The 14891-nt window shown below is 35.9% G+C and carries 15 protein-coding genes and 1 pseudogene; 15 read left to right on the plus strand and 1 reads right to left on the minus strand.

From position 1 onward, the window contains the following. The 3 genes and pseudogenes from AACZ92_RS01150 to AACZ92_RS01160 all read left to right on the plus strand — a co-directional run. Positions 1–550 (plus strand): annotated as a pseudogene (locus AACZ92_RS01150) (MFS transporter); the annotation flags it as partial. Between the two features lie 21 nt (positions 551–571). Then, complete coding sequence (locus AACZ92_RS01155; RefSeq protein ID WP_339695994.1) at positions 572–2659, plus strand: peptide MFS transporter; 2088 nt, start codon at positions 572–574, stop codon at positions 2657–2659. Positions 2660–2741: 82 nt separating this feature from the next. Continuing rightward, complete coding sequence (locus AACZ92_RS01160; protein ID WP_339695997.1) at positions 2742–3278, plus strand: thioredoxin fold domain-containing protein; 537 nt, start codon at positions 2742–2744, stop codon at positions 3276–3278. Between the two features lie 27 nt (positions 3279–3305). On the opposite strand, the gene AACZ92_RS01165 is transcribed toward AACZ92_RS01160, so the two are convergent. Further along, the gene (locus tag AACZ92_RS01165) at positions 3306–5342 is read right to left on the minus strand and encodes a ComEC/Rec2 family competence protein (RefSeq protein WP_339695999.1); all 2037 of its coding nucleotides are present in this window, start codon (positions 5340–5342) and stop codon (positions 3306–3308) included. A gap of 469 nt (positions 5343–5811) precedes the next feature. On the opposite strand from AACZ92_RS01165, the gene AACZ92_RS01170 reads away from it, so the two are divergent. The 12 genes from AACZ92_RS01170 (at position 5812) to AACZ92_RS01225 (ending at position 14832) form a co-directional block, all read left to right on the plus strand. Beyond that, positions 5812–6885, plus strand: a complete 1074-nt coding sequence (locus tag AACZ92_RS01170) for a 2Fe-2S iron-sulfur cluster-binding protein (protein ID WP_339696001.1) — start codon at positions 5812–5814, stop codon at positions 6883–6885. A gap of 41 nt (positions 6886–6926) precedes the next feature. Beyond that, positions 6927–7883 (plus strand): 1,2-phenylacetyl-CoA epoxidase subunit PaaA, encoded by a 957-nt coding sequence (paaA, locus tag AACZ92_RS01175; protein ID WP_339696005.1) that lies wholly within the window; start codon positions 6927–6929, stop codon positions 7881–7883. 1 nt (position 7884) lies between these two features. Next, a complete protein-coding gene (gene paaB, locus AACZ92_RS01180; RefSeq protein WP_339696008.1) occupies positions 7885–8178 on the plus strand; it encodes a 1,2-phenylacetyl-CoA epoxidase subunit PaaB in 294 nt (97 codons plus the stop codon). Positions 8179–8225: 47 nt separating this feature from the next. Continuing rightward, positions 8226–8570, plus strand: coding sequence for a four helix bundle protein (locus AACZ92_RS01185; protein WP_339696011.1), 345 nt, complete (start codon positions 8226–8228; stop codon positions 8568–8570). A gap of 46 nt (positions 8571–8616) precedes the next feature. Beyond that, complete coding sequence (paaC, locus tag AACZ92_RS01190; protein WP_339696014.1) at positions 8617–9372, plus strand: 1,2-phenylacetyl-CoA epoxidase subunit PaaC; 756 nt, start codon at positions 8617–8619, stop codon at positions 9370–9372. Positions 9373–9426: 54 nt separating this feature from the next. Continuing rightward, positions 9427–9930, plus strand: coding sequence for a 1,2-phenylacetyl-CoA epoxidase subunit PaaD (paaD, locus tag AACZ92_RS01195; RefSeq protein WP_339696217.1), 504 nt, complete (start codon positions 9427–9429; stop codon positions 9928–9930). Positions 9931–10014: 84 nt separating this feature from the next. Continuing rightward, entirely contained in the window at positions 10015–10797 is a 783-nt protein-coding gene (locus AACZ92_RS01200; RefSeq protein WP_339696017.1) for an enoyl-CoA hydratase-related protein, read from the plus strand. A 6-nt stretch (positions 10798–10803) separates the two neighbouring features. Continuing rightward, positions 10804–11964, plus strand: coding sequence for a 3-hydroxyacyl-CoA dehydrogenase NAD-binding domain-containing protein (locus tag AACZ92_RS01205; RefSeq protein ID WP_339696020.1), 1161 nt, complete (start codon positions 10804–10806; stop codon positions 11962–11964). 3 nt (positions 11965–11967) lie between these two features. Beyond that, on the plus strand, positions 11968–12375 hold the full coding sequence (locus AACZ92_RS01210) for a hotdog fold thioesterase (protein WP_339696220.1): 408 nt from the start codon (positions 11968–11970) through the stop codon (positions 12373–12375). A 94-nt stretch (positions 12376–12469) separates the two neighbouring features. Beyond that, positions 12470–12820, plus strand: coding sequence for a four helix bundle protein (locus AACZ92_RS01215; protein WP_339696023.1), 351 nt, complete (start codon positions 12470–12472; stop codon positions 12818–12820). Positions 12821–12908: 88 nt separating this feature from the next. Then, positions 12909–14117 carry a 3-oxoadipyl-CoA thiolase gene (gene pcaF, locus AACZ92_RS01220; protein WP_339696025.1) on the plus strand — a complete coding sequence of 403 codons (1209 nt, stop codon included), beginning with the start codon at positions 12909–12911 and terminating at the stop codon, positions 14115–14117. A gap of 109 nt (positions 14118–14226) precedes the next feature. Then, complete coding sequence (locus AACZ92_RS01225; protein ID WP_339696028.1) at positions 14227–14832, plus strand: short chain dehydrogenase; 606 nt, start codon at positions 14227–14229, stop codon at positions 14830–14832. Positions 14833–14891: the final 59 nt, after the last annotated feature.

The raw sequence follows: 14891 nt of genomic DNA on the forward strand, positions 1-14891 counted from the left end.
ACAAATTTTGCCTTATATTTCTAAGGATTCAATGGAAGTCAAGAATAAAGAAAATAAAGTAGTTTCTGTTTATGACTATCCAATTAATGAAGATAAAAATTTTGGTATAAAAGCAGATGTGTATTTAGAAAACAATCAGGTTGTTTATAAAGATTTTAATACTGGTGAAAAATTAAATGATCTATTTAAATTATCAACTGAAGAGAATTCAAATACTAAAGAGCTTATTAGAACATTGAAAGAGGATGATGTTAATGGCTCAAACCCATACCATGCAAAACTTGTTTTTGAAAAAGATAAGGACAAAGCGCAGATTATCGAAAATAAGGGTGATGGTAAGGATTATGGAGTTTCATTTGTCTTAGAGGAAGAGCAAAGTGCACAAGAATATAAAACCTTTATGTGGCTTACTATTTTTACTGTAAGTTTTGGCTTGCTACTAATTGTTTTCTTGAAAAAACTTAAAAAATTAACACACGGTGCCGAAGACAACGAACGTGAAATGTTAGAGCAGGAAAATTATGAACTGGCAGACGAAAAAATAAACTAACCCTTTTTTTACACGAAGTATATGAATACAGATATTGAAAACCTGTTTAAAGATAAAGTAATGGGGCATCCTGCGGGATTGTTCGTTCTTTTCTTTACCGAAATGTGGGAGCGTTTCTCCTTCTATGGAATGCGCGTTCTTTTAGTTAACTTTTTAACCATGGCTGCTATTGGTTATAATCCCGGATGGGAATGGACCGCAGCAAATGCTGGAGCACTTTTCGGGACGTACGCAGGTTTGTTATATCTAACTCCTATTTTAGGAGGAATTATAGCCGATAAATTAACGGGATACCGTTCGGCAGTTGTAATTGGAGCTTTAATTATGACACTAGGTCATGCTAGTATGGCGTTAGAAACGGAAGCTTCTTTATATGTTGGTTTGGCGTTATTGGTTATCGGTACTGGTTTCTTTAAACCCAACATTACCTCTATTATTTCTGAAATGTATAAGAAAAACCCTGAAAAGAAAGATGGGGCTTATACCATTTTCTATATGGGGGTGAATGCAGGTGCATTTTTCGGAATGATGCTTTGTGGTTACTTGGCTGAGCGAGTAGGTTGGTCTTGGGGCTTTGGTTTGGCTGGGATTTTTATGTTGTTGGGTACTTTACAGTTTTGGTTTTCAAAAAACTTGTTTGGTAAAATAGGTGCAAAACCTACAAAAGAACACGAAGTTGAATTGCCACAAAATATAAATGAAAAAAGTGCAAAAAATAATGCTGAAGAAGCTGAAGAGAAAGAAAATCCGTTCACTATTCTTGATAAGGTATTAATTGTAATAACCTCTTTAATTGGGTTGGGGTATTTAATTAACGATCCGCTTTCAAAAATTGGAAATGTAAATCTCTTCCCATATGAAGCCTTTGGGCTATCAGGACAAATAGTTACTGTGTTAATTGGTCTCCTGTTATTTTTGGTTTTGGTCATCAGACGTATTTCGCGATATACTAAAATAGTGCGCGACCGGATGATCGCCTTTGTAATATTTGCTTTCTTTACCGTATTTTTCTGGCTTTCTTTTGAGCAAGGAGCCTCTTCATTAATTTTATTTGCAAGAGATAATGTAGATAGAGTGTTAAGTGGTAACGCTGCAGTAATTTATAACATAGTCAATATTTTATTGACTGTAGTGCCTTTGGCAATAATTACTTACGTGCTGTTTTTGTTATGGAAAAAGACATACAAAACCATTCCAGGGTCTAATATTGTATTAGCTATATGCTTTTTAGGTATGTGGGGTCTTGTTGGTTGGATGTTAAATAGAGATCTTACTACAACTGCTTACGATGTGTCTTATAAAGCTATTGAAGTACAAAGTACCGATGATGAAGGCAACGAGACATTCGACTATATTCCTATTACCGAAAACACCAATATAGAAACAGGAGTAACTGTAGTAGATCGCGTTACATCCATTTCAGAGCCTAAAGATTTTCAAGTAGGTTCTACTATAAATATCATTACTAAAAACAATGAAGGTACAATTTTTGGGTATCTAAATGAAGAAAAAGTTGCTTTTGCTAAAGAAAACGCCATTGCTCAAGATAGAGATAGCGGTATAATAGAAGCTACCGTAACCGAAATAAAAGATAACCAAGTAGAGATAACTGTTTCATGGTTTAGTATTTTAAATTCATTCTTTATCATTGCCTTTGCATCCTTTTTCTCTAAATGGTGGGATAGTAAATACAATCCATCAGCAGCTGTAAAATATGCTTTAGGGCTTATTATAATGGCAATTGGATTCGGGTTGTTGGCATATGGATCATATGGAATTACCGCAGGCGTGAAAGTAAGTATGATCTGGTTAATCTTTGCCTACTTATTCCACACCCTTGGAGAGCTATGTTTATCTCCCGTGGGGTTATCGTATGTGTCTAAACTTGTTCCGGCAAGAATGATTGCGCTCATGTTTGGTATGTGGTACTTGGCGATTGCTATTGGTAATAAATTGGCGGCCGTAGTAGGTGGGCAAATTGAAAATATAACCGAAGAGTATTCACTATCAACCTTTTTCTTGATATTTACCGTGGTGCCAACTGTTGCGGGCTTATTAATTTTAGCACTTAATCCAGTTTTAAAACGATTAATGCACGGAGTTAGATAATTAACACAACAAATTATAATAAAAAACGTTCCCTTTGTGTGGAACGTTTTTTGTTGATATAAAAACAGATAATAAATCCAATATGAAAAACAACTTACTCCTCCTTTTTTTAGTAATATTTACAACATCGGTAACAGCCCAAAAAATAAATTGGATGACGATGAACGAAGCTTTGGCCGCTCAAGAAACAACCCCAAAAAAAATTATTGTGGATGTCTATACCCATTGGTGCGGTCCTTGTAAATTGATGGATAAGAAAACATTCACTGATAAAGATGTGATAGATTATATAAATGAGAATTACTATGCGGTGAAATTTAATGCTGAAGGTACAGAAGAAGTAACTTATCAGGATTTTACATATACCAATCCTAATTACCAAGAAGGAAGAAAGGGCCGCAATTCGCAACATCTATTCGCACATGCGTTAAAAGTAACTGGATATCCAAGTTTAGTTTTTTTTGAAAATGATGGGACACTAATACAAGCAATTCCAGGATATAAAACACCCGAACAATTAGAGATATATATTAAAATGATAGCGAACGATGATTATAAAAAATTAACAACTGCTGAATCTTGGCAAGAATATCAAAAAAACTTTGAAGGCACTTTTTAAGAGTAGGGTTTTTAGTTAAGTGTTTCACTACTCTAGAATGAAGGCTCCCTTGGTACCAGTATGGTAAAAGGGGAGCTTTTTCTTTTCACACGTATTACGCCAACGATTTACGTATGTTTTATAATTATTACCATCCGCAATAATCTGTTTGGGCTGCAAACTATCAATTAAGCGTCCTAAGTTTACTCTCGGACTTTGTGTAAGCAATACAATATCAATTTTTGTGCTTTTTGGGTATACCGCTACACTATCCAAAATCAAAATATTTTGTTTATTATATGAAAATACCTTCGGAACTATTTTTTCTGAAAAACCCTCAATTTGATTGGCAGTCCGGTACCCTTTTATTGGAAATATATTCTTTACAGTTTCTGAAAGAGTATCAGGTTTTAAAAGTAGTAAGTCATTTCCATTTTTTATTCCAATTAAGGTACTCCTACTTTTCTGAAATACTATTAATTCATTTTCTGAAGCTTCTCGCTTATCCCATATAAAAATGCTTATCAATAAGCAAGTACTTAATAAACAAACCAGTAAGCGATAATAGGAATACTGTTTCCAAAGTAAGATGGCTGCAATTATAAACAAATAGGAGACCAAAACTTTTTCTTCTGAAAAATGAATGTCCTGAAATAAAAAGGCGTCTTGCTTGGCTACCCAGCTTATAAAATTGTTTAGTGATAAAACTATTTGGTTGTAAACTTCAGATAACCAATCAGGGAGTATGTTGATTGAAATCAGTAACACGATCAATAATCCGAAACCCAATAAAATTCCCAAGAACGGAAGTACCACAATATTGGTTAATAAAAACAGCCCAGGAAATTGGTGGAAATAAAATAAACTCAACGGCACTACTCCTATTTGAGCAGCAACCGATACGGTGAGGATGGCCCAACCTTTTCTTATAATTCGGTTTTTAGGATACCAATGTCCAAATAACTTTGGTTGTATTAATAATATAAAGAATACTGCTAGATAACTTAATTGAAACCCAACATGAAACAACCACAACGGATTAATAATAAGTAAAAATAAATACGAAATAAATAGGGTGTTTATACTATTTGTAGGCCGTTTTAGCTGTTCGGCAAATAAAAACAACGAAAACATAGTAGCAGCTCGTACTACAGAAGGCGACAATCCTGCCAATAACGCAAACCCGAACAAACAACCAATAATTAAAATTGCTTTTATTTGTTTTCCATGGCGTATATTTCCCAGAGGCAAGAACAACCATTTCAGAATAAAAAATAGAATACCAACATGTAAGCCAGAAACAGCCAGAATATGTACAGCTCCAGCAGCAGCATATTCGGCGTAGAGCTGTTTGTCAATATCACGGCGTTGCCCTAAAACCAGAGCTTGAATAATAGACCGTTCATGGTCGGTAATGTTACTTTTTTTTAGCTTAGCAATAAGATGATTACGAACGTTTTCAGTGGTTCCGCGAATGGTTTTACTACCTTTTTCAAAAGCCAAAATAGCTCGCGGTTCACTTCTAATTTGAAAATACACCCCAAGTTTTTTCATATAAGCTGAATAATCAAATTGATACGGATTAAGCGGTTCTGGAATAGTAATCACTTTGTCAGAAATTAGTAAAACATCATCAATAGTGTATTCTTTTGAAATTGAATCTTTTTGAATATTCAACAAGATTTTACCATTTGCTTCTATCTTATTAATAGAGATACATTCAGCTATATATTTATTGTTATAACGATCCGGTTTTAAAACTTCAGTAATCTTTAAAGAAAGTAAAGATGTTTTAGAAGTGTTTTTGTCTGAAAGAATATGCGAATAATGCTCATTTTGAAATTTAGGAAGCTGTAATTGATAACTAGCGAAACCAATTCCGAAGAAAATTAAATAGGTGAAAATCCCAAAAAATATTGATTTCTGAAGCCGCTTTCTTTCAACAACCCAGATTACAAAAAGAAATAGAAAACCAAAGAGTAAAAATGGAAGTAAAAAGGTATTTGTTGGAACGAGATATGCCGAAAGAATCCCTAATGTTAGGAATACCGAAAACTTAACTATCGCAAAATTTATGAACTTCATCTCCGAATATATATGGGCTATACATTTTGGGGAGATTAACAGTAACTAAGATACTACACTTAACTTAAATTAACAAATAATGGCTATTTGTTGTTTTCTTTGGCGTATGGGCTTAAAATTTTACATTTATAGCGTATATATAGCGTATATATAGCGTATATATAGCGTATGTTATAGATATTACATTCATATAATAAGCGATAAACCTCTTAAGTCTCAAGGTGAATCATACTATTTAGGCATTGCAAAACTTTATAAACTATAATCAAAAACGTTGATTAAGGATACGTAACTTGAAAGGTCTTCTCTCTTACTCAATTTATACAGTGAAAATTATAAAATCATCATCATCAAATAACCACGAACATACTGGTCTTAAACATTTAATTTCAAAAACACTTAACATATGATTGCTTGTAATTTTAACTAACAATCGTTAGTTTTGTGTATTAAATACGACAAAGAAACTGTGGCAAAATTTCACAAATTACAAGTAAAGGACGTTTATAAAGAAACAGACGATTGTTCTGTCATCACATTTGACGTGCCTGAAGAACTTTCAGAAGAGTTCAACTTTCGTCAAGGACAACACCTTACCTTAAAAGCTGACATTGATGGCGAAGATACGCGACGATCGTATAGCTTATGCTCTAGTCCGGTGGACAAACAATGGAAAGTGGCCGTAAAACAGATTTACGGCGGTAAATTTTCAACCTATATTAATGAACAATTAGCGGCTGGCGACACTATTGAAGTGATGGAGCCAAGCGGAATGTTTGGTGTAAATGCCGAGCCTGAAAAAGAGAAAAACTACCTCTTTTTTGCTGCGGGAAGTGGTATTACACCTGTTTTGTCAATGATAAAAACCCATTTGGCTTTAGAACCTAACGCTACTTGTAAGTTGTTTTATGTGAATAAAACCGCAAAATCCATTATCTTTAAGGAAGAGTTAGAACAGCTTCGTAACCAGTATTTTGGAAGGTTAGAAATCTATTATTTCCTTACAAAAGAAAGACGCGATATCGAGTTGTTGAACGGACGATTTAATGATGAAAAGATGAAAGTATTAACCGATACATTCATTGATATTCCAGATACAAGCGAAGTATTTTTATGTGGTCCAGAACAAATGGTTCAATATGTTAGTGATTATCTAGTGGAAGCTGGATTGCCAAAAAACTTAATTCATTTTGAATTGTTCGTAACCGGACTTTCCGAAGAAGATAAAAAACGTGCAGAGCGACTCGCAAAACGAATCGTTGAAGGAGTAGAAGTAACCATTGTAGATGGCGGGAAGGAGTTTGAGTTTATAATGACGAAAGATTTTGACAATATTCTCGATGCAGCGTTAAATAACGGAGCCGACCTACCCTTCGCTTGTAAAGGAGGAGTTTGCAGTACTTGTAAATGCAAGATAATAGAAGGCGATGTAGAAATGAAAATAAATTATGCTTTAGAAGACCATGAAGTTGCGCAGGACTTTGTGTTAAGTTGTCAAGCAGTGCCAACGTCTTCAAAAGTGAAAGTAGATTTTGATGTTTAATAGCTTGTAGCAATATGCTTACAGCTTAAAACAAGATAATTATGAGTGAACAAGAAGTAAAAAATTTAGAAGAAATATTTGAAGCACGTATTGCGCGTGATGAGAAAATAGAGCCGAAAGATTGGATGCCGGAGAAGTATAGAAAAACCCATATACGCCAAATTTCGCAGCATGCCCATTCCGAAATTATCGGGATGCTACCTGAAGGAAACTGGATTACTAGAGCACCTTCATTGCGCAGAAAAGCGGCTTTATTGGCGAAAGTTCAAGATGAAGCAGGACACGGGTTGTATTTATATTCCGCCTGTGAAACCTTAGGGATTTCTCGAGAGGAAATGTACGAGCAATTACATTCTGGGAAAGCAAAATATTCATCCATTTTTAACTACCCAACAGTAACGTGGGCCGATATGGGCGCCATTGGTTGGTTAGTAGATGGAGCAGCTATTATTAACCAAGTGCCTTTGTGTAACACATCATTTGGTCCCTATGCCCGTGCGATGGTGCGCGTATGTAAGGAGGAAAGCTTTCACCAGCGTCAAGGATACGAAATTATGTTGACACTTTGTAATGGAACTGATGAACAAAAAGAAATGGCGCAAGATGCGTTAAATCGTTGGTGGTGGCCAAGCTTAATGATGTTAGGGCCTACCGATGCTGAATCTGTTCATACGGAGCAATCCATGAAATGGAAATTGAAGCGTAAATCGAATGACGAATTGCGTCAACAGTTTATAGATCAAACTGTGCCACAAGCTGACATTTTAGGGCTAACAATTCCAGATCCAGATATGAAGTTTAATGAAGAAACCGGTCATTACGATTTTGGTGAGATCGATTGGGGTGAATTCTGGCAAGTGGTAAAAGGTCACGGGCCTTGTAATAAAGAACGTATGAAAGCGAGAGTAGATGCTTGGGAAAATGGCGAGTGGGTTCGAGACGCAGCGATGGCACACGCCGAAAAGAAAGCAAATAAAAACGTTGCAAAAGCAAGTTAATATGGGAGATACTAAAAAAAATTGGCCCCTTTGGGAAATATTTGTTCGAAGTAAAAATGGTCTAGAGCACCGTCACTTTGGGAGTTTACACGCAGCAGACGCCGAAATGGCACTTGAAAATGCACGTGATGTCTACACAAGACGTAACGAAGGCGTAAGTATTTGGGTTGTGGAAAGTAAAAATGTTACAGCCTCTAATCCACAAGATAATGGGGAGATGTTCGAGCCTGCTCAAGACAAGGTATACCGTCATCCTACTTTCTATGATTTACCTGATGATGTAAAACATATGTAGTCCTTCGGAAACTGAAATCGAAATCGAAAAACGAAATTAATTAATTTATGAAGAAATATGATTTAGATGGACGTTTTGAAGATTTTGCAGCTCTGATAATTTTGCTTTTTGATAAAACACCGAAATCATTTTCTGCAGATTACTTGGCGAAGCAATTAATAAGATCGGGTTGTTCTGCAGCCCTTAATTTTGGAGAATTTGCTGGTGCAGGTTCTGACAGGGATAGAGCGAATAAATTGAGGATTACATTAAAGGAATTGCGAGAATCGTTGCGAAATATCAACATTCAAATAAAAGCAGACCTATTAAAAAAAACAGATGCAAATCAGATTTTAAAAGAAAATGATGAATTAATAAGAATTGTTGTGACACTTTTAAAGAATTATAATTAATTAAACCCTCGATTTCGATTTCAGTTTCGATTTCGTTTTAAAAAATATGAAAGATATCCATTTATACAATTACATACTAGGTATTGCAGACAACTCGCTAATCCTTGCACAGCGATTAGGAGAGTTATGTGGTCATGGTCCTACTTTGGAAACCGATATCGCGCTAACAAACATCTCTTTAGATTTATTGGGGCAAACGCGTAGTTACTACCAATATGCGGCAAAACTAGCTGGTGAAGACAAAACCGAAGACGATATTGCCTTTTTACGTATTGAAAGAGATTATAAGAACGTATTGTTGGTAGAACAACCTAACACACATTTTGGACATGTAATGGCACGTCAATTTTTATTCGATGTGTATCACTTAATGCTTATGGAGCAACTTCAAAACAGTAAAGATGAGACTTTAGTAGCTATTGCAAAAAAGGGAATTAAAGAAGTAAGCTACCACAAACGATTTTCTTCAGACTGGGTAAAGCGTTTAGGCGACGGAACTGAGGAAAGTAAAGAAAAAATGCAAGAGGCAATCAATGCGATGTGGCGTTTTACAGATGAATTGTTTGATGTAATGGAAGCTGATAAAGCAATGATAGAAGAAGGAATTGCAGTAGATGTTTCAAAAATGAAAGAAACGTATTATGAAAAAGTTTCAGAAATTCTAGAAGAAGCAACCCTTGAAGTTCCAGAACGGAAGTATTTCACTCGTGGAGGGAAAAAAGGCGTGCATACAGAACATATGGGGTATTTATTAGCCGATTTGCAGTACATGCAACGAACCTATCCAAATATGACATGGTAGAACCATGTCACCCTGAGCGCAGTCGAAGGGTTTTTTAAATTTTGAAAAAAATTAATTTTGTTGACCGAAACTACAAATATTGACACACATTTAATTCCGGTTCTGAAAACTGTCTCAGATCCCGAAATTCCTGTGCTTACAGTATTAGACTTAGGTGTTATTCGCGAAGCAACCGAGGAAGATGGCGTAGTAACCATTAAACTAACACCTACCTATTCTGGGTGTCCCGCAATGGATGTGATAGGCGATGATCTTAAAACTGCTTTTTCTGAAATAGGAAAAGAAGCCAAGATAGAATTAATCCTTTCCCCAGCATGGACTACCGATTGGATTTCTGAAGAAGGTCTTCAAAAAATGGAAGAATACGGAATCGCACGCCCGATGTCTGAATCTGCAGATAAAGATGTGTTACTAGGAGAAAAAAAGCTAGTTAAATGCACCAATTGCGGAAGCACTAATACACATTTGGTAAGTCAGTTTGGTTCTACAGCCTGCAAAGCACTATTTAAATGCGATGATTGCCAAGAACCATTTGATTATTTCAAATGTTTAAAATAAACAGAATTCCCCCTTTGAAGGGGGTTAGGGGGATGTTTTCCTGTTAAAAATTAAATTAAAAAAGATTAAAACAAAGGAGTTACAATGAGTAAAAGCATAACCACCCACATAGAAAACAAAGTAGCAACCATCACCTTAAACCGTCCCGAAAAGTTTAACAGCTTTAATCGTGAGATGGCTTTTTTATTACAAGACGAATTAGACGCTTGCGAAAAGAATGCAGACGTTAGAGCTATTATTTTAGTTGGAAACGGCAAAGCATTTTGTGCGGGGCAAGATTTAAAAGAAGTAACTTCACCAGAACTAAATCCTGGCTTTAAAAAAATATTAGAAGAGCATTACAACCCAATAATTAGAAGAATCCGAAGTATTGAAAAGCCTATCATAGCTGCCGTAAATGGCGTAGCGGCTGGAGCAGGAGCAAATATTGCTTTGGCTTGCGATATTGTGGTAGCTTCAGAAGCGGCGAGTTTTATTCAAGCTTTTAGTAAAATTGGCTTGATTCCCGACAGCGCTGGTACATTCTTTTTACCACGATTAATCGGATTTCAGAAAGCTTCAGCATTAATGATGTTGGGCGATAAAGTTTCAGCAACCGATGCTGAAAAATTAGGGATGGTGTATAAAGTAATTTCTGCGGAAACCTTTATGGAAGAAGTAAAAAACATTGCAAATAACTTGGCAAATATGCCCACAAAAGCACTAGGGCTCACAAAACGTTTGTTAAATGAATCGATGTCTAACGGTTTAGAAAGTCAGTTAGAAATGGAGTCTAAACTACAAATTGAATCCGCTCAAAGTGAGGATTATGCCGAAGGGGTTGATGCATTTGTAAACAAACGAAAGCCAAATTTTAAAGGAAAGTAAAGATATATGATTAAACATGTAGGGATAATAGGAAGTGGAACCATGGGAAGCGGCATTGCACAAGTAGCTGCAACAGCCGGTTGTTTGGTGAAACTTTACGATACAAATACAGAGGCATTAGATAAGTCGAAAGCAGCTTTAGAGAAAATAATGGCTCGCTTGGTTGAAAAAGGCCGAATCGACGAAGCTGAAAAAACGCGCATTCAAGATAACATTTCGTATGTAGATTCTTTAAAAGAGTTGAGCGATTCAGAATTAACCATCGAAGCAATTGTTGAAAATCTAGATATTAAAAAGAAGGTTTTTCAAGAGTTGGAAAGCTATGTTTCTAAAAAAACAATTATCGCTTCAAACACTTCTTCTTTGTCAATCGCTTCTATTGCTTCTTCATTGAAAAAACCGAAGCGTTGTATCGGGATTCACTTTTTTAATCCCGCACCGTTGATGAAGTTGGTTGAGGTGATTCCGGCGATACAAACCTCAGATAAAGTACTTCGGAAAACAACAATGAATATCCAAAACTGGGGAAAAACAGTTGCTGTAGCAAAAGATACCCCTGGCTTTATCGTAAATAGAGTAGCACGTCCATTTTATGGTGAATCGTTACGAATTTACGAAGAAGGAATCGCTGATTTTGAAACAATTGATTGGGCGTTGAAATCAATTGGCGGATTTAGAATGGGGCCTTTTGAGTTGATGGATTTTATAGGAAACGATGTAAACTACGTTGTAACCGAAACTGTTTTTAAAGCCTTTTATTACGATCCGCGTTACAAGCCATCCTTCACGCAAAAACGTTTTTCTGAAGCAGGATACTTGGGTAGAAAGTCTGGAAAAGGATATTATGATTATTCTGAAAAAGCAACGAAGCCAGAGCCTAATCAAGATGTGGCATTAGCACAAAAGATTTTCGATCGTGTTTTAGTGATGTTAATTAATGAAGCCGCCGATGCATTGTTTTGGAACATAGCTTCAGCAGAGGATATCGATAATGCGATGACAAAAGGTGTTAATTACCCGAAAGGATTACTAGCGTGGGCAGATGAAAAGGGAATAGATTGGTGTGTGCAAAAACTGGATGAATTGTATGATGAATATCGTGAAGACCGATACCGTTGTTCACCCATGCTAAGAAGAATGAATAAAGAAAATAAAACTTTCTTTTAAATGATGGAAGCCACAAAAATTCCGCATAAAATGCTCATTCAAGATGCTTTTAGCACTTGGCTTGGTATCGAACTACTTGAAGTTAAACTCGGACGTTGTAAAGTAGCAATGACCGTTAGAAAAGAAATGCTCAATAGTATGGGGAAAGCACACGGCGGAATTAGCTATAGCTTGGCCGATACTGCTTTTGGTTTTGCAGCAAATACCCACGGAAAGTATGCTGTTTCTATTGAAACATCCATAAATCATATAGAAGCCTTGAATGAAGGTGATTACCTTACCGCAGAGTCGGTCATTGAAAAAGTAAATAATAAATTAGGGTTCAATATTGTAGAAGTTAAACGAGGCGACGAGTTGGTTGCATTGTTTAAAGGAGTGGTCTATCGAACAAGTAAAGAGTGGGAAGAATAACGGTAAAAAGTAAAACCGAAAAATGTAAAATGTAAATTGTGAAGATGAAATTGATTACTAAAAGTTGACTCTTATAATATTTAAATTTTAGACTTTGAAAAAATTCGACTTACAAGAACGGTTGGTTAAGTTTTCAGCAAGCATTATATTAAATATAGGTATGCTGAAAAAGAATTTTGCAACGGAGCATTTAACAAAACAGCTAATTCGTTCTGCAACATCTGCAGCTTTAAATTATGGTGAAGCGCAAGGAGCAGAGTCACGTAGGGATTTTATTCATAAAATGAAAATATGTTTAAAAGAATTAAGAGAATCACAAGTAAACCTTCAGATTTTAAAAGAAGCTGATTTAATAGATAATAAAACTAAGTTTGGAGCAATTACTAATGAATGTAAAGAGTTAGTGGCAATTTTTGCTTCAAGCATTAAGACAACAAACAAATAAAATTTAAAATGTAAAACCGAAAAATTTAAAATTATAAAGTGCTTTTAAAACTTTTGACTTTTACATTTTTCATTTAAAATTTAATATTTTGAAAGAAGCATATATAATAGACGGCATTAGAACGCCAATAGGAAATTATAAAGGAACGCTAAGTACAATCCGTACGGACGATTTAGCTGCTTTAGTGATTGCTGAAGTAATAAAAAGAAACCCAGATATTCCAAAAAAAGCCATTGACGATGTGATTATGGGTTGTGCCAACCAAGCTGGTGAAGACAACCGAAACGTGGCAAGAATGGCTCTTTTGTTAGCAGGACTACCTTTTACGGTACCTGGCGAAACGGTAAACCGACTATGTAGTAGTGGTTTATCTGCCATAATTCACGCCAACAGAGCAATTAAAGCTGGTGATGGCGATTTGTTTATTTCAGGCGGTGTGGAGAATATGACGAGAGGTCCCTACGTGATAGCAAAACCTTCTAGCGCGTTTGGAACCGATGCTAAAATGTACGACAGTAGTTTTGGATGGCGATTCGTCAACAAGAAAATGCACGATATGTACGGCACAGACGGAATGGGAAATACCGCCGAAAATTTAGTTGAGAAATATAAAATCACTCGTGAAGATCAAGATGCTTTTGCGTATAACAGTCAGATGAAAGCTTCCAAAGCACAAGAAAGCGGCCGTTTTGCTAAGGAAATCGTACCGGTGGAAATTCCACAGCGGAAAAAAGACCCGATTATTTTTAAAGATGATGAATTCATAAAACCCGGAACGACCAAAGAGATTTTGGCAAAATTACGTCCAGCCTTCAAAAAAGAAGGAGGAAGTGTTACAGCCGGAAACAGCTCTGGGTTAAATGATGGTGCTGCGGCAACTATTATTGCTTCAGAAGATGCTGTAAAGAAATACAATTTAAAGCCAATTGCTAAAATTCTAAGTTCTGCAGTGGTTGGGGTTGAACCTCGCATTATGGGAATTGGTCCTGTTGAGGCTTCAAATAAAGCATTGAAAAAGGCAGGATTAACGATGGAAGATATGGATGTAATCGAACTAAATGAGGCCTTTGCATCTCAAGCTTTAGCATGCATACGCGAATGGGGATTAAAAGATGATGATCCACGGATTAACCCGAATGGCGGCTCTATTGCTATTGGTCACCCGTTAGGCGTTACCGGAGCTCGTTTAACCTATTCTGCAGCTTTAGAGCTTCAGGAAACTGGGAAGAAATATGCTTTAGTGACCATGTGTGTAGGCGTTGGTCAAGGATATGCAGCGGTGATTGAGCGAACATAAAATTAAAAATACTTAAGGCAAAATGTAAAATTATAAAGTGATAAGGCTTTTAATGAAGTTTTCACTTTTACATTTTACGGTTTTGCAATTTTATATTTAAAATTCAACTATGAAAATACTAATAATAGGAGGAAACGGAACCATAGGAAAAACAGTAACGAAACGTTTTTCTGAAGAAAACGATGAGGTTATAATCGCTGGAAGGTCTTCTGGAGATGTGACGGTAGATATTGCAAATCCAGATTCTATTGAAGAAATGTTTCAGAAAACGGGAAACGTAGATGCTATCGTAAATATAGCCGGTGATGCGAAATGGGATTCGTTTGATAACCTTTCCGAAGAAGATTTTTACATCGGTATTAAAAGTAAAATGATGGGGCAGGTTAACCTTGTTCGATTAGGAAGAAAACATCTTAATGATAATGGAAGCATTACATTAACCACTGGTATTTTAGCCGATGAGCCAGTTGATAAAACAACAAGTGCTGCAATGGTTAACGGCGCTGTAGAAAGTTTTACAAAAGCAGCGGCCTTAGAATTAACCAACGGACTGCGAATAAATGTCGTCTCTGCCGATATGGTTGAAGATGCCTATGAAAAATACAAAGATTATTTTCCTGGAAACACACCCGTCCCAATGCGTAAAATAACCGATGGCTATTTTAAAAGTGTAAAAGGGAAAATTAACGGTGAAATAATCAGAATTAGAGCTTAAAAACCGAAAAATGTAAAATGATAAAGGCTGAAGTATAACTATTAAATCTTTTTACATTT

The sequence above is a fragment of the uncultured Marixanthomonas sp. genome (assembly GCF_963974425.1).
Taxonomy (GTDB): Bacteria; Bacteroidota; Bacteroidia; order Flavobacteriales; family Flavobacteriaceae; genus Marixanthomonas.